This window comes from Alteromonas sp. ABH4_452 (assembly GCF_056311825.1).
In genome coordinates this window covers 926,840-945,071 of sequence record NZ_CM149973.1, presented here as the reverse complement: position 1 = coordinate 945,071, position 18,232 = coordinate 926,840, and the positions used below count along the sequence as shown (strand labels likewise).

The following is an 18,232-nucleotide window of genomic DNA, read 5'->3' as shown; positions in this document are numbered from 1 at the left end:
TTGATTAACACTTAAAAGCTATCAATAAAGTTTGGATAAGGGTACTCAAGTTTATTTGCACTCAAGCTATCAATAAACCCCGGTATTTCGATTAGATTGACCGATTTGTACTTTTGTCTAATAAAATTTTGATAATCTTTTTCTGTTTCAATTAGCAACTCGTCAACCAGATGCCAGCCCCGACCTTTCTCTTCTTTGTATTTCAATAAATCTTCAATTTCGAAGCTATTCACGCGGCCTATCAATTTCTGTTTTGCGTCCTCTACCAATTTTTTAATCGGTTTATTATGCATGTGTAAATAGCAAAGCGGAGTCTTTATGTTAAAAGGGCTACGTTTGGACCTACCTTTGTGAAAACCAACATCAAGCTCTAAACAATTGTCCCTTGTAAAAAAGCACTTCCGGCGCCCTTTGATAATAAAATTTTGCTGATCCCACGGACAATTATCGGCTCCAAAACCAATCATGAGTGTTTCATTAGAACCAATATACTTACGCAAGTAATGTGCGATATTGTCAAAACCGAACAAAAACTCCTTACTAGTTTTATCGTATATGCAAATGAATTCGTCACAATCTAACGGTATATAAAAATCACTAGGATCTTCATTGTCGATATTCTCGATAACTTCTTTAACTACCTCTCCTTTACGAACAAAGTGCTGACGCTCTGAGTAGTCATAGATTACATTAATTCCAGTACTTTCTAGTTCTTTCAATGTGCTGAGTACACTTGCTTTAGTGCTTCCATTATCAATAATGTATATATTGTTAGCGCCAAACTCATTGCCATGATATGTAGCCCAAGTTTTAAGCAAGAGTTCCTCATCTTTATGCATTGCAACAATCTTAACTTTCATGATTTACTTAACCACTCTTATTGAAATTGCAATCGAATTTTTACTCGCTTCAACTTCCGCGTGCTTGAAATAACCCATTCGAAACGGCAAAGGTTCATCATGTATTAAAACTTTATTATTTGTTTGCTCAAATTTATACAAAACTGATTTTCCTTCGAAATTCAAATATATTTCGTTGTTATCCAGTGAAATATCAGCTTCATTTCTGCCATCTTTAAAGAATAAAGGTAGGTCAAGAAAAACTTTACGATTAAAATCAGGTTCCCAATCCCATGAGATATCTACTCCATCAACAGTGACTTCAATACTCTCGGATATTCTGACAAAAAGCCCGGGCATATCAATTTCGTATTCTAAACTAAAAAACCACCCGTCCGCTGAAGCTTCACATCGGGATACTTTGGTCGTTATGTATTGAGGCGATAAGCTAGCGACACTCTCTTTTCTAATTGTCGCTGATCTATCTTGATCTTCGTTTTGCATCCAGCTAATACCAAGAGCCACTCCTCTTAGGTTAGAATTTTCAAGACCCAAATTGAATAATGGCTTACGAGGTCGGGTATCGCCCAGCGGAAGTTGTGGAGGTAAGTCAGAGTTAAGAACCCTGACTATTCCTCTTGCTGTTTGATTGGGGACTTCTTCGAGTGCAACTTCGACTTGAAAACCATGTGAGGTTGCAAAACCTTTTTCTATGCCACCTTCAACATGAAAACCAGAAGTTCCTGCATCAGATGGAGTAACTTTTTCAGTGACCGATTCGGTATGTTCCGATAGCTCATAAGCAAAACCTAGCGCTGTCATGCAAAGCAAATTATATTGAGAGTGAGAAGAGTAAACTTCGAAACCATGTCGATATTCGGGCTCAAAATAATTTTTTACAACATTCAACTCTCCTGAAGCTCTTTGCCATCTGCGCATTCCATTCAAAGATTTTCTCGCAGCTCTTTTAAAACTTCCCGCTAGTGCAGCATTCTCATTTTTGACTTGCTTGGCCGCCCATTCGAAATTCACGCATTGAACTGCATCAGCCCATAAATGTTGACTACTGCGACCTCCCGTCGGTATTTCACCATTTGGCCCTTGCATAAACAAAGAGGTAATACTTGCGCTTTTTAGCGCTTTGGTTAACTCATCAGCTCCTTTATCAGAGTACCCCCACTCAAGTAACATCGAAAGCCACGCCCGAGGGAATGCATCATAGGTCATAGGGCCTTCAGCATACAGGCCATATCGGTTATTGAACAACTTACCCTGGCGGAGTAATGAATCCTTTGTATATTCAGTGGGCTCTTGGATTCCCAACACCTCTAGCATAAACTGGCCACTTAACGCCTTACAATTCCAGTTCGAACCAGAACGCTTCGTGCCTCCTGGTCGCTTTCGATAAGTTAAATAAGGATCAAATGCTTTCAGAGACCGAATGGCCTCCTCCAAGACTCGCGGGTTGAATATTTCAATTAAATACTTGTAGGCTGATGCTAAAGGTGCAGGATAAAAGTCTTCATGACCGTCAGCCGCATTCTTGTTGCCCAACGCTCTTGATGCAAAAACAAATGCATCCAACGCTGGCCGATATAAATCGCTACGTTTTTTCTCTACAGCGATCAATGATGCGCAATAAGCGAAGCATGGGGTTGAATATTGAAATTCCGTTCCTTTCTGCGGATCAATAATGCACCCTTCATCCGTTTGAAACTTCGTAAAAAAATCAACTGTAGCTTCAATCAAGTCTAGATAGTTTGATTTATTTAACCCAGTACCTTCGATTTTGAGTGTACCGAATCTACTTGACCACTCTTCCCATAATTCATCTGCGTCATTCTCTTCGGCTAAAGCTTTTTGCCAGTTATTTAGCTCTGGTAAATAGTTCTTTTTCTGTGGCGGTTGAATCGCGCAGTCTCGAGTAAATAATTCTATTGAGTTGATAGCCCAACCATCGTTAGTTGAGTCGTCATCAAACGATATCTCAATGTAATTACAATCTGCTTCAACATCAAAATCGAAAGATATGAAGCCAAAATGCTCTCTTTGAGTCTTTACCAAGCCTAAATCAGTGTGAATACCAGCGTAACTAAACCAGACATGTGTTTGTCTAAGAACGCCTTTGCCATCCCCAATATGTACATTAGCGCGATATTTTCCTGGAGTTAGGTCAATTCTTAATGTTGATAACCCTTTACCTAGAATAAAATTTCTTAAATCTTCAATCGGAAACTGTTCTCGGTATCCATTTTTTCTACTCGCTTTATTTACCCAACCAAACCCAACACCACTATTAAAATACGAATGAGAATCAACAACGTTACTCGCTGACTGACTTGTTCCAAACGAATACTTTGCACTTAACCTTACCTGACTCATTAATAAAGAATCCCATGACAGATTGCCGATGTAGCAAATAAAATGGCTTAGCCCCATACTACATGATTAATTTATGTTTTATTGCAACTGATTGCTCTTCGAGACAATTCGACCAATAATTCGTAGATTAGCACATTAGAACTACTGTTTATATGCACAGAAACTTAGATAGCTTATTGTCAACAACGAAGCGTTAACTTCGTAATAAAATGTCAATTTGACTTAGTTCATTGAAATGAACTCTTTTCTTCATTACTCTCTTCAACTTTCTACAAGGAACATGATTATGAGAAAAGTATTTGTTGGGTATACGTCCTATCAAGACGTTGTTTACCAAGTTGCTAAGCATTCCATAGAAAGGCACTCAGCCGACGTAAAGTGCTTTCCTATTATTCAACAAGCGTTAAGAGACTTAGGGATTTACTACAGAGGATTAGATAAAAACGGTTCTACTGAGTTTTCAATTACTCGCTTCCTTACCCCTTGGCTCGCTGGCTATAAAGGCTGGGTCATGTTTTGTGACAATGATGTATTAGCGTTAACAGATGTCAACGAGCTATTTGACCAAGCCGATGAAAAGTACGCTGTAATGGTTGTTAAACACAACCACACTCCTACCGAAGCCGTTAAATTAGACGGCCAAGTCCAAACCCAATATCCCAGAAAGAATTGGTCGTCTGTGGTTTTATGGAACCTCGACCACCCCAAGAATCAACTTCTAACACCGGACTTAGTTAACGAGATTTCTCCACTTTATCTTCACAGGTTCATGTGGCTTGAAGATCATGAAATAGGTGCGCTTTCCCTCGAATGGAATTGGCTGGTAGATTGGTATAAAGAGCCAAAGAATGGTAAACCTAAATTACTCCACTTCACAGATGGCGGCCCTTATTTCAAAAATTATCAACAATGCGACTATGCAGATTTGTGGTTGAGCGAATATAAATTAATGGCTGGCAAATCCTTCACACAAAACGACATTATTGATTAAAAATTAGAATTAAGAGCTATCATGAGAATTCAAAGTATAGAGATAAGCAATGAAATGCCATTTTGCCTTTTTGGTGGTGTAAATGTTCTGGAGACTGAGCAATTTACGATTGATGTATGTGGTCATTATGTAGAAGTTTGTAGCGAATTGAATGTGCCACTTGTATTTAAAGCATCATTTGATAAAGCAAACCGTTCGTCAGTCCACTCCTATCGTGGGCCAGGCTTAGAAAGAGGGCTTGAAATATTCACGGCTGTAAAAAAAGAATTTGGAAATATTCCTATAATCACAGACGTACATGAGCCATGGCAAGCAGAACCAGTGGCTGAAATAGTAGACGTCTTGCAGTTACCCGCCTTTTTAGCGCGACAAACGGATCTTGTTGCAGCGCTTGCAAAAACTGGACGCCCGATAAATATTAAAAAACCACAGTTTATTAGCCCTGAACAGATGAAAAACATTGTCAACAAATTTGAAGAAATGGGAAATGATAAACTAATGCTTTGTGACCGCGGTACTCTTCATGGTTACGACAATTTAGTAGTTGATATGCTCGGATTTGGTGTAATGAAAAGTGTGAGCAATAACAAACCTATCATATTTGATGTCACTCACGCGCTGCAGAAACGGGACTCGGGCGCATCATCGTCAGGAGGAAGACGCAATCAGGTGTGTGAACTTGCTCGCGCTGGTATTGCAACTAAAATTGCTGGTTTATTTCTAGAGTCTCATCCTGACCCTGATAGTGCAAAGTGTGATGGCCCAAGTGCATTGCCTTTACATTTACTCAAACCGTTCCTTTATCAAATGAAAGCAATAGACGACTTAGTCAAATCGTTTAGCCAACTGGATACTTCAAAGTAAAATGAGCGTACATATAATAATTCCAGCAAGGTATAACTCATCTCGATTACCAGGCAAACCTTTGTTAGAAATCAATGGTAAACCTATGGTGTGGCACGTTTTTCAGCGAGCATTGGAGACTAATATAAATTCAATCATTGTTGCCACCGACGACGAGAGAATTTATGCCACGGTGGAGGCCTTCGGTGGTCGAGCGATTATTACCAAAGACACACATGAGAGCGGTACCGACCGACTTGCTGAAGTTGCAGTTAAAATGGAATTTAGCGATGAAGACATTGTGGTAAACCTACAAGGAGATGAACCACTCATTGATCCCCAGTATATCACTACCGTTGTTGAACAACTAAAAAAAAATGACTGGGCAGATATCTCTTCATTGATGTGCCCTATCAATACGGCGAAGGAGCTTTTTAATCCAAATATAGTAAAAGTAGTTACGGCTTCAAACTCTTCAGCATTATATTTTAGTCGTGCCCCAATTCCATGGCAGCGTGAAAAGTTTGACAGCATCCAAGACCTTACAGCGATATCGATAGAACGCAACTCTTATTTCAGACACATTGGATTATACGCATACCGAGTGAGTACATTAAAACTTCTGAGTAATAGCCCTGTGTCATCGCATGAAAATTTAGAGGCTTTAGAGCAATTACGTGCTCTTCAATTAGGCAAGAGCATCAGTGTTGCTAAGGTTATCGACGCTGTTCCTCATGGAGTTGATACGTGGGAAGATTATGTAAGAATTAGAAAGATTTTGGAATGAGAATGGATTTTATCAAACGAGCAAAACAAGTTTTTGAAATCGAATCTGAAGCAATAAGCAATCTTTCGAGGTTACTCACAGACGATTTTTCAAGTTCAATCAAGGTTATTACAGCCACAAGTGGTCGAGTAATAGTTTGCGGAATGGGCAAATCAGGAATTATTGGTAAGAAAATATCAGCAACATTGGCCAGTACAGGTACACCCAGCTTCTCAATGCATCCGGGCGAAGCATTTCACGGTGACCTTGGAATGGTTGCGAGTGAAGATATATTTCTAGCTATTTCCAATTCAGGGGAAACTGAGGAAGTCTTAAAATTGCTTCCATTTTTAAAAGACAATGGAAATACTCTAATTTCGTTGACAGGGAATCCTGCATCAACTCTAGCGAGAGAAAGCCATTACCACCTCAACATTGCTGTTCCTCAAGAAGCATGCCCTTTAAGACTTGCTCCAACCGCATCGACGACGGCAACTTTAGCAATGGGTGATGCCTTAGCTGTAGCATTAATGGAAGAACGTAATTTTATGCCGGAAAATTTTGCGCGTTTTCATCCAGGAGGCAGCCTTGGAAGAAAGCTTCTTCTGAAGGTCGAAGATGAGATGGTGACATCTAACTTGCCAGTCATCGAAGAAGAGTCATCGCTAATCAATGTAATCGACTGTATTTCAAAGGGAGAACAAGGTCTTGCAATTATCACTGACAGTAATGATAAAATACTCGGAATTATTACTGATGGTGATATTCGCCGCGCAATGGAAAAGCATGGTGCAAACGTTTTTATGCTAAATGCTGGTATGTTAATGACCAAAAACCCGTATACGATAACAAGAAAAGAATTGGCAGGATACGGCCGCGACTTTATGGAAAAGAATCGTTTAAACAAGCTTATTGTTGAAGAAAACAAAGAAGTTGTAGGAATTCTTAGAAAGTAAAAAACAAAACACGTATTTCATTCACGTCGCATTTGAGTTGGTACCTGCAAATCACGTTGCTCTCTAGAAAGCTTTATGCAAAAACGACCTAGGGAGCAACCTTTAATGAGCCAAAGCTATATTTAAATGAACCTTGCGAACAATTTGAGTAGAAATTAGTAACAAGAGAATATTTTAGAAAACTAACTACCGAATACTATCACAATTTAGATCAAGAATATCTTCAAGGTTTCTTAATAACTCTGCTCCGTATTTTTGATTAGCATGAGTGGCGTCCAATGCATAAAAATCCTTTTTTAGATAACCGTCAGCATCGATTGCGAATGAAGGAAAATCAATAAATCTGATACCAATTTCTTCTAATTTTTTCTTCGAAATCTCGCATTGCAATTTCCAGAGTTCTTGCCTCAACCTAGGAGCAGAAAACCCATTGTTTAATATATTTCGTTCTTTAAGGCGTCCAGACAAATTTTCTTCAAGAAACTTATTATCTTCTTTCGGTGGAGGGCAAGATAGGTGAAAAATTTTGGCATTTGTCTTGAGTTTAAGCTTCCTCAACTTAGATAAAAAGTTGTCTTCTATCATTTCTTCGAAAACTTCTTTAATTAACGCTTGCGGCAATAATTGTGATTCGTTTTGATTCTCATCATTAGAGTTGGAGATCAAGTGAAAAGGAAGGTCATGCTGAGCTAAACCGAGCATATTGTATACATTACCACCTATTACTGATAACACCCTATCCTCGTGCTCTAAATCATCGCAGATTCCCAAGAAGTCACTAAACGTAATTTGGTTGAGCCCTACCCCTCTTTTATCAACAGCTAGTTTATAGGTATCAACTTTCGCTAATATCTGGGACGATATGGCCTCGAATTTCTTAGCTTTTCTGATGGCACTTATGTGACTGTTTCCGACTATCAAAATCTTATTTAACAAGATATCACTTCCTATTCAATTTCCATCATCAAGTGCAGCTTCTTCACATTCCACCTCTACCAGCAGAGAGTTTTTGTTCAATTGTACGTTTTTCAAACGAGCAGCTTTGCTATTTGGCTTTGTCTTGATATCTTCACCTGTGGTATATTTCATGAAAAGGCTCATTACATGCGCTACGCCATTTTCTAAAACACTTCGCAAATCATCTGCATAGTACTCACCTCGATTAAAATTACCCGTGATAATTTCGTAAGATGGGAAATATTCAACAAAGCTATACTGACCAATAATTTGTTCAGCAGCAACTCTTAAAACTGACTTAGAGTAAGTTGTAGCTTGCAAAACATGTTGATTTTTTTCTGCTGTCGCCACTAATGGTACAGGCGAGACTGTCAAGACTACCTTGCAATTAGGGTTAATCTCCATTAAATGACTCAAAAAAGATTGTAAATCTTCCGTAACATCGTTTAATGTTTGGTTATAAAATTCGTATTTTTCTAAATCAAAGTCACCACCGATAGTACCGGGGCATACCGGAAATACAGCTCCGTCTTTCTTAGATCTCCAACACTCGGTCAATCCCAAAGTAAAGACGAATACATCCAAGGTCTCAAACATTTCCCTTACTAAACTTAGATGCTGTTTTCTATCAGCTTCCAATTCTTCTAGACAAGAAAAGTTACCAACCTGTATATTGGGTCTGAATGGATCTTTTAATGTTCCGTCACTTTCTCGCCATGCTACTTCTTGAGGTGTAAACAGTCCAAAAGCTCTTCTGAATAACTGTAATAATTGGCGTGACGTGTAAACATTGCCATATCTTGCGGAAAAGGTGCCGTAATTAAACTTTTGAGCAATATGCTCTGGTATTAAAGGATGCGCTGCCTCAGCTACATAATAGTTATAACCTGAATTCTGGAGGTAGCGTGCTATGTGCTGTGCAAAGCAACTCCCAGCGGTGGCAACTTTAGTATTTTTGTCAATTTTCAAACCGAAGTTAGCCACAGGGTCAACTTCTGACATATTTGGTTGCTGAATAGACTTCCTCCAGAACGCTTTTTCAGAAAGATATTTGTAAGGATGTGAGTTCTGTGAGGTCATAAAAAACTCCGTACATTATTGCGCGCCAGACGCGACTTACTAAACTAATAAATTAATCATATTACTAAAAGTAACTTAACACCATGCACTATCAAAGGCTTTAACAATTTAGAAAATCATGTTTTTATTCTTTTTTCCATTTAATGAGGGGGGCTTCATACTCTTCTGGCAGAAGATCATTTGTCAACTTCTTTTAATTCTGCAATGATCTGAGATTCTGTATAGCGTAATTTTTTACGCTCATCTCCTACATTAATCATTGCAGAAAACTCCAATTAAATCTGTCTCATTTTACAGTAAGAGGACTGTTTAACGAGACATTGTCAATCTTACAAAATCGAAACAAATTCTGTCGTTTTCCCTATGCTTTTTGCCATCAGAGTAACAGGGGTTGCTAAAACTGGAATTCTAAAACTGAACACGCGAGATTGCCTAAATTTTTGATTAGTTCTATTTAGAAAGTCCACAACATCTGGCCTGTTTTCTTTCAATTCAACGGGCAACTCGGTCTGAGCAGATGTCACAAACAAATCACATATTTCATCATTAAAGGCTATCCAACCATTTACGTACGGATTCTTATTATCTACGTATCCTGTAGTAGGCACTTCTAAATGAACTAAAGCAGGAAAACTGTCCGCATTATGCATTTTTATTTCTAGTTTTCGTCCATTACCTTGCAATCTATTTTTTAGAATTTTTGCTGGCACTCCACCTATTATCGAAAATTCAGGGAAAGACTTTGTAACCACAGCGCCCGCAGCGACTACACTATTCGCGCCTATCGTCACCCCATCAACGATGCTGGCGCCAGCACCTATCCAAGTACCTTTTCCGATAACAATACCCTCTGATGTGATGGGTTGGTCTTTTATATAGCGGTCAACTCTATCGTAGCCATGATTAAAACCAAATATTTGAACGCCACTAGCAATTCTAACAGCATCTCCAATATTTACATTCCCTATAATGTTAGCCATTGGATTAACCGTAACATCGCTTCCGAAAACTAAATTCCCTCTTAATGTTACTTGTGAACCAATTCGAACATTATTTGCTAACGTCGCTTTGTGAGTAAAAAAGTTGCAGTCTGGAGCGATGTAACAGTTTCGCCCAAAAGAAGCATTTGCGTTACGGCTAAGTACTCCTTTAATCGCCTCTTGCTCGCTTGAATCAGAAACATTGGCTTCCCATATTTCTATTGCATCCTTTCTATATTTCCAACTTGCATCATCGAGGTTATGCATCACTAAATTCCTACTTTCGAAGCTATAGCTTTAAACCTTCTTACCACTCGGCTCCATAGGCTTTTCTGTAGCTTAGCGCTTTCAGCGTCTTTTAAATAACATTGCTTTATAACGTGCAGCTTCTCTTTATCGAATTCGTCTTTGGCCTGTTTCTCTATCGATTTAATCAAAGACTGAACTAAAGAGGCGTCGCGTTCCAATATAAATTGAATAACATGCACAATGTGGGAATCATAAAGGTCTTGGTGGTAATAATCACCGCGCTTACTGCTATCTATGTAATCAAAAAGTGCGTTAAAGTTTGCTATTGGGGCTAGACTATTAAGCACATCAATCTTTTTCTTACTCTGCTCTTGATATCTGGTATAAGCTTTAAACGGGATAACCGTATATTGTTTGATGCCTTTGTCGTAAGCCTGAAGTTGTGAGTCTAGCTCACGATCTAAACCGTTTAACTGAAATCTGTTCGTCCAACGTTTAAATTCCAAACATTCAAAACTGTAAGAGCGATTAATATACTGATTATCACTCGATGTAGCATACCCTTCATCGATATCAAGAACGCTTAGAAAGTCGGCGACTATACCATTTTGAAAAAAATCACCTACACCGTACCCTCTTAAATGAAACTCTTCACTTCCATACGTCTTTATATAGTCCATGAGTCGGTCTAAGTAGCTCGCCGGCAAGGATTCTTTTAAAGCAATAGGTTCAGTTTGCTTATTTCTTTTTACTGACTGATTGTAAATTGATTCTAAAAATTCATATTCAGGCCTAATATAAGCGACAATTTCTACCTTAACGCCTTTGGAAGCCTCAATAATTTGTGGCAAAGCTGAAAAGAAAAACTCTGAGCTTAGTAATAACCGACTAAAATTTCCTTTTTTGAAATTATCTAGAAGCGTCTGATATTTTGTGTTGTTGAATTTAGTAACGCCAGATTCATTGCACTTATCTAAAAAAAGGTCTTTATTGCCAGAACTAACACCATTTTTATCTACTCTGTGTTCAGGATATAAAACGCCATGCTTTGCTAATATCTCTTTATTAGCATTGAACCAGTTTTGTAATACAGAAGTTCCTGTTTTTGGCGGACCAATGTGCAAAATTACATGTTTTTTCATATACAGCTTGTTTAACTAATAACCTGGCAAGAAACAAAATCAAACTTTTTCAAGCTTGCTCTCATGTCGAAGCTGTAAAAAGTGCGATCAAAGTCAATGTAAGACTTTACTTCACCAAAAGCAGGAGTTGTAGGAAGACTTGAGAAAGATTTTGCTGAAATGTAGGCGTCAAAGCCTAGCTCTACACCAGCTACATTAAGAAGCTGGTTTACGTCATCTCGCTTATAGCGGGATTTTATCTCTGCTGTGTAAGTTTGGCCGTTCACTTCAACAAGAAGGTTTTGAACGGGTCGACTATGCCTTAAGATACCCCACCCCCGAAAAAGAATATCTTCTCCCTGGCGTGTAATTGTATCTATCGACCCCCTAAACTCTGGTAGCACGTTATTGAATAGAGAAAGGTCATTTTGCACTCCAAGTTTCTCTCTTGAGCTATTCACTTCTTCTTCATAAGGCCAGCTTATGTTCAACTCGTCAAACTTACCCGATAAAGATGAAGAAAACACGTGATTTAGCTTAACTTGGCGAGATACGAATTCCTCCTCATCTTCAAAAAAGAATCGTGTTAAATGAAATCCCTTCCCTTTGTAATTCTTTAAATATTCGAGATCAAAGCTTTCCACACGTCCAGTTAACTTCTCTTTTGCATGGCTTTTAGCAATCTCGAAAGGCTTATTGTGAAAGTGAATGTGGACTAAGTTTGTACGCAATTCTTCCTGCGACGTTGTCACTTTTCCCCAGTGAAAACCCTGGTCTAAGCTTTCGATATTACCTTTTCGAAAGTAACATTTTCTATATGGCTGTTTGTTGAACCACGATTTAGATATAGAAGAGTTGTAGTATTGACCATCAATCATAAGTACATCGTCGCACGTACTTAATGGTTTTAAGCTGTGTTCTAGCGCCAAGCGATCACAACTGATCACCCCTTCTTTATCTACACACGCTAAAAATTCATCGCAATCAATAAGCATATAGAAGTCGAATTCGCCCTTCTTATCAAGCTCTTTGATATGGTCTGAAAATATTCTTCCCCGATTTTCATAGTCTGCTTTGGATGAAAATTGAGATAGTACATTAATGCCACTACTTTGCGCGTTTTGTAACTTATGTAGTGTCCGTTCGCTTGTACTTCCGTTATCATAAATGAAAAGATTTCTATGGCCGACAAGATAAGAGTGATAAGCAATCCACTTATCTAACAGCTCATCTTCATTCTTTTGCATCATTAAGATTGCGACATTCATTTTATTTGATACATCCATTCAGTTATTCACCAAAGTAAGGGTAGCGGCCAAAGTTTCCAATGATACTGCCCCACTTTAGTATGTGATCTTCTCTATCGAAATCTGGTGCCTTAAAGCCTGCGATAGCCCATTTGTCTAATGGGTTTAAAATATGAACGTTTTGAAGGCCAAAATCCCCGCAAATTTGAGCATCAGATCGCACATTATCCCCTACATGAATGAAGCTTTTTCCTAGTTTTGCTACGTGGTCTTTAACGTAGGTCCACATTGTTCCGGCATCTTTGCGCTTACGCAACTCGGAGCTCACCAGAAGTGTATAGGGTACTGAAATACCGATTTTTCTTAACATTTTAGAAATTTGATCTTTGGTGTAATAGATATCAGTTACAAACCAAATATCTCTTCCCATTGCACTTAATTCATGCACGATTTTTACCATTTCATCTTTGGGTAGCGACATTTCGAGATCAAAATAAAATTCTCTTTCAGCCCATTCTTTTGCTACTTCTGTATCGATGTTTAACGTTTTTGCCAATTGCTCATATGCCTCGAAGATATTTACATCGCCCTCGAAATTTCTGGCTTTTCTGCACGCTAATTCTGCGTCGTTTCTTTTTTCAATAAAATCTTCTGGGGAATTAAAGAATTTTTCCGCAACTAGCTCTTTTCCTAACTTGAACTTTGCATAATCTGGGGCAGTAAATTCGCGTCGCAGTACCGTATCGAACACATCAAAAGAAACTATTTCGAAGTTTTGAATATCGGCAAGAAGTGACTCTGGCGTTTTAAAGTAACTTGAAGATATATAAGACTTATCGAGCGTAAACTTACCTTGCGGTGGATAGTAGAAAAACTGTTTATATCCCTGCTTTTCAGTTAACAGACCTAAAGTTCGCTCTAGGGCATGTAACCAACTTCCATCGTTTGGCAACGGTTCTTCAGGAAAGTCTTCGTAAACGTATTGTTTGTCTAATAATGGAGCAATTGCTTTTGGCCTTGCCCAGAACATTCCACCAACAGGATAATTAACAAAGTTCTCGGAAATATCTAATTGCCATTCATCTACAAAAGACACCGCATGAGGTTTATTACAAGTCCAATGGTTAACCCATGCCGGCATCATCCAAAATGAGGAAGGATAGTACATTCCCAACTCTTGATTACCATCGAATAACCTGAGAACTGATTTCACTACATGTTTATCTTTGAGTAAAAAGTTATTCAGATAGTCAAACCATTGCGTTTGCTCTCTACCGCTATACAGAGATTTTTTCGAGTGCAAATGACACATTAAGTCGTAGTCTAATAACTCTTTGCTGAAGTTAACTAAAAATGGGCCAAAGTTTCGGCCTCTATTTTCGCAAATAGCCGTTTTTACTTGATTGACGTTCCCAAGCTTGGTGAACTTATCCTGAGATTCTATTTCTATTTCACGTGAAGCTGCTGTTACAAATATATCCACATTCGTGGGGAAGCTTTTGATGGTATTAGCAAACTTTTCTACAAAATCGGGATAGAAGATATGAAGCACAATGGCAATTTTCTGCTTACGCCACGTCGCCGACTCTTTGGCTAATAATTCCGTTGAGGGTAGCCAACGATTTATTACTCCAGACGAAGCACGGCCTTCGTAACGCCCGTGATATAGGTAATGAATTAAAGGACTAACACCGTTTAAGTAAATATCTACGTTACTTCGAAGGTAGAATTCAGTATCGAATCTCGCAGAAGGATTTACATTTGAAGATTTAGACTTTTCTAAATAATCAGAAAATGCTGCTAGCTCATGTGGGAATTGCCCGTAGTGCTCTTGATACCACTGGTAATCAAAATAGCCCTCTGACTTTGCTGTTTTAAATGCCTTTGCAATCTTAGGGTTAGATGTCATTTCTAACGATTGCTGCGCACGTCTTACAATTTTTCTAACGTTATCTTTCATATTTACAGCCCAAAGAAAGTAAGTGGGTTCAGGTTGCCTTGTCCCGATATCGCGTCATCAAGAACAAATAATGGCCAGCTCGCACGAGGCAACAAGTTTCTCTGAGTAACGTATGCGGAAAATATCTCTTCAACTTCATCCGTCGAATAAACTGTACTTGATTTGATGCAATTCTTCAGACAAGCGAGTGCGCCTTTCTGAACAATTTCAAGATCTGAAAAGTGCTCCTGAGTATATGTGCGCTTTCCATAACAGAAATGAAAATCTTCGGTATTTAAGTCTTTTAAAATATCGATAAATTGTCCATTCGGAGCGGTGAGTAATGCCTCTAAGAACATTGATCTATCGAGCATTGAATACCCACCGCCCATTTTGACACTAGTTTTAAAAACATGGTCAATATTTGCGATGTTGTCACCAACTTTCTCGTCACCTGAGGTAGTCGTTATCATGTAAATACCAAAAGTGTCTTTACTAACAAGTAGGGTAAGCAGCTTTTGAATAGTTCCAGAATAACCGACATCAAGCAGAACAGGAGTAACCTCAGGATCAACAAAGCCAATTGAGTTCAGATACTCGAGGTAAACTGCCCTTACTGGTGCCACCAACTCACTTATTTGGGTTTGCTTTGTTTTTAAGAATTGACAAACTCGCTCATAGTCATCTGGCAAAACAATAGTTTCTTTCGCTTGTCCTTCGTCTAAAAGGTTTGAAATTTGCTCTTTTGAAAAAGCGAATCGAGCATGTAGAAAGTCAGCGAGCGAGCCTTCAAAACTATGCTTAACACTGTATTGCCACGATGATTCAATATCTGACAATATTCTGAATAAAAACGTGCGCGACACGTTTAAGTATGACGATGGGTATGCATCGCTATTAACTAAATCGAAAGCTTTTTCAAAAGCATACCCCTCTCTAGCTAGATGAAAAACCTTTATGCTTTTGTTGTTAGACAAAAAAGATAATTTGTTTGATACTTCAATGATATAAGAGGCTAAAACAGGGCCTAAAAAGTTATACCCGAACTCTTCCAAAGACTTATTTTTTAACATGTTAATTCAACTATTCCACGTTGATACCGTTGTACGACCTTTAAAATCGTTGCACTGCTTTAAACGGCGATGGTATATCCACTATCAAAACTCACTTCTTCACCCATTATGTAATTAACATCACAGTTTTGTAATTTACATATTTCACCTTGAAGCAATGGGAGACCAGTCATCCTCTCATAAGGATTTAGCAGAACAGTCATTTTCTTAATACTGTTTGTAAAAAGACTTAAGTGCAATGCAGTTCCTTTCTCTCCAACCACTTCGCTAGCATTTTGGAAAAGTGCTATTTTTTCGCGAAAAGTAAGTAGTTCGGGATGTATAATCTCAAAACCTAATGACTCGTAGTGCGCTTCTACTTCCGCAGCATTGATCAAGACCCGGTGAGAACCTGATTTTTCCCACTTCCTTCTAGATAGATACAGTTTTCTGTTGGGTTTACTGGAAACCACTGGTTTTCTTAGATTACCGTATACTTCGTTTACAATGGGATGCAACTGCTGACCATAGCGAACAGAAGTAGGGACAATAAGCTCTCTGCAGAAATACGCATCAAGATTTTCAGTGAGACCTAATGCTTTTTCCTTATCCAAACCTATTATTTCGAATGCCTCAAGTATATCTGGAATTGCTTCGCCATTTAAAACACTGGATTTTACGATTGGCAATGCATTGGGATAGTACTTTTTGATAAGGGAAAACATAGGAATGAGGTCAACCAACCAATGCCCAAAAATCCTGTCACCAGGTTGGGTAAGTAAAGCTGCAGTTTCTTTGACCTCAGTGATTCTAAGAGGTCGTGTGCGCCACTGAGTGGGAGACAAGTTCCTTATAGCTGCTGAACTTTGTTTTATTCCTTCTTCACTTTTTAGGTAGGTGTACGGTAAGAAAGGTGACTGAATTCTTTCCCTAGACTCAGTCAATAGACAACCATTACCAAACACATAAACATTGTTAAGTTTAATTAAACCTACTGAAGGCAAACTTTCTCGGAAATCTTCAGACAGAGTACTAAGGCGCTTATCGTTAAATACAGGCTTTTCGGAATATACACCTTCTGCGGATAAAACAGATAACTCAGATATTTCTCTGTTTTTTTCTATGTCAATTGTAAATGCCAACTTATATCCCTTTCGCCATTGACTGAGTCACAAAGGTGGCAATAATACATTAAATTTCGATCCTATGCACAGCTCTCCAGAGCTCGATGTTTATACAGATATAATGTTTAACTTTACTGGGTTAAATTAGGTGATATGAAGAACTCGTTTTTATTGAATTGCAGGATATCTATATTTTAAGTGAAAGCTTTATAGCTAATCTAATTATTAAGACTGGTTTTTAGCTTACAACCTCATTCAACAACCCCAATACCTGCTCATCGCTAGACTTAGCCTGGGCCCGAACAGAAATGCTCGCTTGTTCAACTATTTGCGCCTGTGTGGATTTAGCAGTTTCTTCAGCAAAATCAGTATCGAGGATTTGAGAACGGGCCGCCATTACGCCTTCGTGCATACGGTCATTTAGTTTGAGCGCTGACTCCATTTGATTCATTTTTGCGCCGTAGAAAGCGCGACTCTCGCTAACATACTCTAAGGCATTATCAATTTGCTGTAGCGCTATTTCTGCATTTTCAAAGGTAAGCACATCACTTTCAACCATGTCTAGGTCAGATAAACCCACTGGCGTTTTAGTTAGGTTTATGAAGTCTGTGCCATCGCTTAGCGAGTTAGTAGCAGTGATATCCACAGGGCCCGCTTCAAAGCTGTTTCCACCGCTCCCTGCAGCACCTAACGTATCCCAATCTACGGTAGCATCAAAAACGCCTTGCCCCACTACGGAAATAATGAGCGGCTCGCTAGTGTTATCAATGGTTAAACTTTCTGTTGTAACGCCTGGGTGTTGGTCGCCAGAAAAAGTAAATGTTGTTCCGTTAATCGTACCAGAACCACTTGTAATCAGTGAACTACCATCGTAGCTTGCTGTGGGTGCATACCCTTCTTCAGGTAAGAATAGAAAACGTTTGATGTCACTCATCGAGTTTACGTTATTACTACTCCAGACATTATCAGACAGTGGTGTGCCAACTAGATGCCTACCGCTTGTTGTGAATACCTGCAAATCATCGTCTGCAGTAAAGCTATCAATATCTATGGATATATTTGTTGAACCTGCGGGAATGTACGCTACAGAACGTAAGCCACTGCTCAATTGAACTGTATTACCCTTTACAAAGGTATCGCCTATTGAAGGGACGTTATCTGACAATAAGTCGTTATCACCAAGCAAAGGCAATCGGTTAAATGCTTCGGTATTGTAGGCAATGCCATTGAGTGCGTTTTTTAACTGTTGGAATTCTCTATCTAGTGCGCGCCTATCTGAATCAGTATTAATGCCATTTTGTGACTGCATGGCTAATTGCCGCATACGCTGCAATATATCGGCAGATTCTTGCAGCCCGCCTTCCGCTATTTGTGCATAGCTAATACCGTCGTTTAAGTTACGGCGAAGCTGATCCTTAGCAATAGACTCTGACGTGAGCCTATTTGATATCTGTAAACCTGCACTGTCATCTGCAGCACTATTTATTCTAAGCCCTGAACTTAGCCTTTCATACGCGGTAGAGAGCGTTTTACTAAACACAGGATTTGAAGATAGCGACTGTGTAAATGATGAAACGGTTAACATAAACTTCCTTGCTATGAATAACAGAAGTAACCAAGTGCCAAAAACCTTACAGAGAACGGCCCTTTCAATGCATGGACTAAAAACTTACCTATTTCTTTTAGCAAGCAACAAGCCAAAGTGA

At 38.9% G+C, this 18,232-nt stretch carries 15 protein-coding genes; 4 read left to right on the top strand and 11 right to left on the bottom strand.

What is annotated here, in order from left to right:
* Positions 1–11 precede the first annotated feature (11 nt).
* Both ACYX4N_RS04115 and ACYX4N_RS04110 read right to left on the bottom strand, forming a co-directional pair.
* Positions 12–860 carry a glycosyltransferase family 2 protein gene (locus ACYX4N_RS04115; protein WP_476055690.1) on the bottom strand — a complete coding sequence of 283 codons (849 nt, stop codon included), beginning with the start codon at positions 858–860 and terminating at the stop codon, positions 12–14.
* Positions 861–863: 3 nt separating this feature from the next.
* The gene (locus tag ACYX4N_RS04110) at positions 864–3,221 is read right to left on the bottom strand and encodes a hypothetical protein (RefSeq protein ID WP_476055689.1); all 2,358 of its coding nucleotides are present in this window, start codon (positions 3,219–3,221) and stop codon (positions 864–866) included.
* Positions 3,222–3,507: 286 nt separating this feature from the next.
* On the opposite strand from ACYX4N_RS04110, the gene ACYX4N_RS04105 reads away from it, so the two are divergent.
* Genes ACYX4N_RS04105 through ACYX4N_RS04090 form a run of 4 tightly spaced genes read left to right on the top strand, consistent with a single transcriptional unit; the run spans position 3,508 to position 6,777 of the window.
* Complete coding sequence (locus tag ACYX4N_RS04105) at positions 3,508–4,212, top strand: hypothetical protein (RefSeq protein WP_476055688.1); 705 nt, start codon at positions 3,508–3,510, stop codon at positions 4,210–4,212.
* Between the two features lie 21 nt (positions 4,213–4,233).
* Positions 4,234–5,076 carry a 3-deoxy-8-phosphooctulonate synthase gene (gene kdsA, locus ACYX4N_RS04100; protein ID WP_476055687.1) on the top strand — a complete coding sequence of 281 codons (843 nt, stop codon included), beginning with the start codon at positions 4,234–4,236 and terminating at the stop codon, positions 5,074–5,076.
* Position 5,077: 1 nt separating this feature from the next.
* On the top strand, positions 5,078–5,842 hold the full coding sequence (kdsB, locus tag ACYX4N_RS04095; protein WP_476055686.1) for a 3-deoxy-manno-octulosonate cytidylyltransferase: 765 nt from the start codon (positions 5,078–5,080) through the stop codon (positions 5,840–5,842).
* A 2-nt stretch (positions 5,843–5,844) separates the two neighbouring features.
* The gene (locus ACYX4N_RS04090; RefSeq protein ID WP_476055685.1) at positions 5,845–6,777 is read left to right on the top strand and encodes a KpsF/GutQ family sugar-phosphate isomerase; all 933 of its coding nucleotides are present in this window, start codon (positions 5,845–5,847) and stop codon (positions 6,775–6,777) included.
* 186 nt (positions 6,778–6,963) lie between these two features.
* Here ACYX4N_RS04090 and ACYX4N_RS04085 read toward each other — a convergent pair whose 3' ends face one another.
* From ACYX4N_RS04085 to ACYX4N_RS04045, 9 genes are all read right to left on the bottom strand, one after another.
* Entirely contained in the window at positions 6,964–7,713 is a 750-nt protein-coding gene (locus tag ACYX4N_RS04085; RefSeq protein WP_476055684.1) for a hypothetical protein, read from the bottom strand.
* Between the two features lie 15 nt (positions 7,714–7,728).
* The gene (locus ACYX4N_RS04080; protein WP_476055683.1) at positions 7,729–8,814 is read right to left on the bottom strand and encodes a GSCFA domain-containing protein; all 1,086 of its coding nucleotides are present in this window, start codon (positions 8,812–8,814) and stop codon (positions 7,729–7,731) included.
* Positions 8,815–9,143: 329 nt separating this feature from the next.
* A complete protein-coding gene (locus tag ACYX4N_RS04075; protein ID WP_476055682.1) occupies positions 9,144–10,061 on the bottom strand; it encodes an acyltransferase in 918 nt (305 codons plus the stop codon).
* Positions 10,062–10,063: 2 nt separating this feature from the next.
* Positions 10,064–11,185: a hypothetical protein gene (locus ACYX4N_RS04070; RefSeq protein ID WP_476055681.1), complete on the bottom strand. Its 1,122-nt coding sequence runs from the start codon at positions 11,183–11,185 to the stop codon at positions 10,064–10,066.
* Between the two features lie 11 nt (positions 11,186–11,196).
* On the bottom strand, positions 11,197–12,450 hold the full coding sequence (locus ACYX4N_RS04065) for a glycosyltransferase family 2 protein (protein WP_476055680.1): 1,254 nt from the start codon (positions 12,448–12,450) through the stop codon (positions 11,197–11,199).
* Positions 12,451–12,454: 4 nt separating this feature from the next.
* Positions 12,455–14,371: a rhamnan synthesis F family protein gene (locus ACYX4N_RS04060; RefSeq protein WP_476055679.1), complete on the bottom strand. Its 1,917-nt coding sequence runs from the start codon at positions 14,369–14,371 to the stop codon at positions 12,455–12,457.
* 2 nt (positions 14,372–14,373) lie between these two features.
* Entirely contained in the window at positions 14,374–15,423 is a 1,050-nt protein-coding gene (locus tag ACYX4N_RS04055) for an HAD family hydrolase (protein WP_476055678.1), read from the bottom strand.
* A gap of 59 nt (positions 15,424–15,482) precedes the next feature.
* Entirely contained in the window at positions 15,483–16,544 is a 1,062-nt protein-coding gene (locus ACYX4N_RS04050) for a glycosyltransferase family 61 protein (RefSeq protein WP_476055677.1), read from the bottom strand.
* Between the two features lie 220 nt (positions 16,545–16,764).
* The gene (locus tag ACYX4N_RS04045; RefSeq protein WP_476055676.1) at positions 16,765–18,111 is read right to left on the bottom strand and encodes a flagellin N-terminal helical domain-containing protein; all 1,347 of its coding nucleotides are present in this window, start codon (positions 18,109–18,111) and stop codon (positions 16,765–16,767) included.
* Positions 18,112–18,232: the final 121 nt, after the last annotated feature.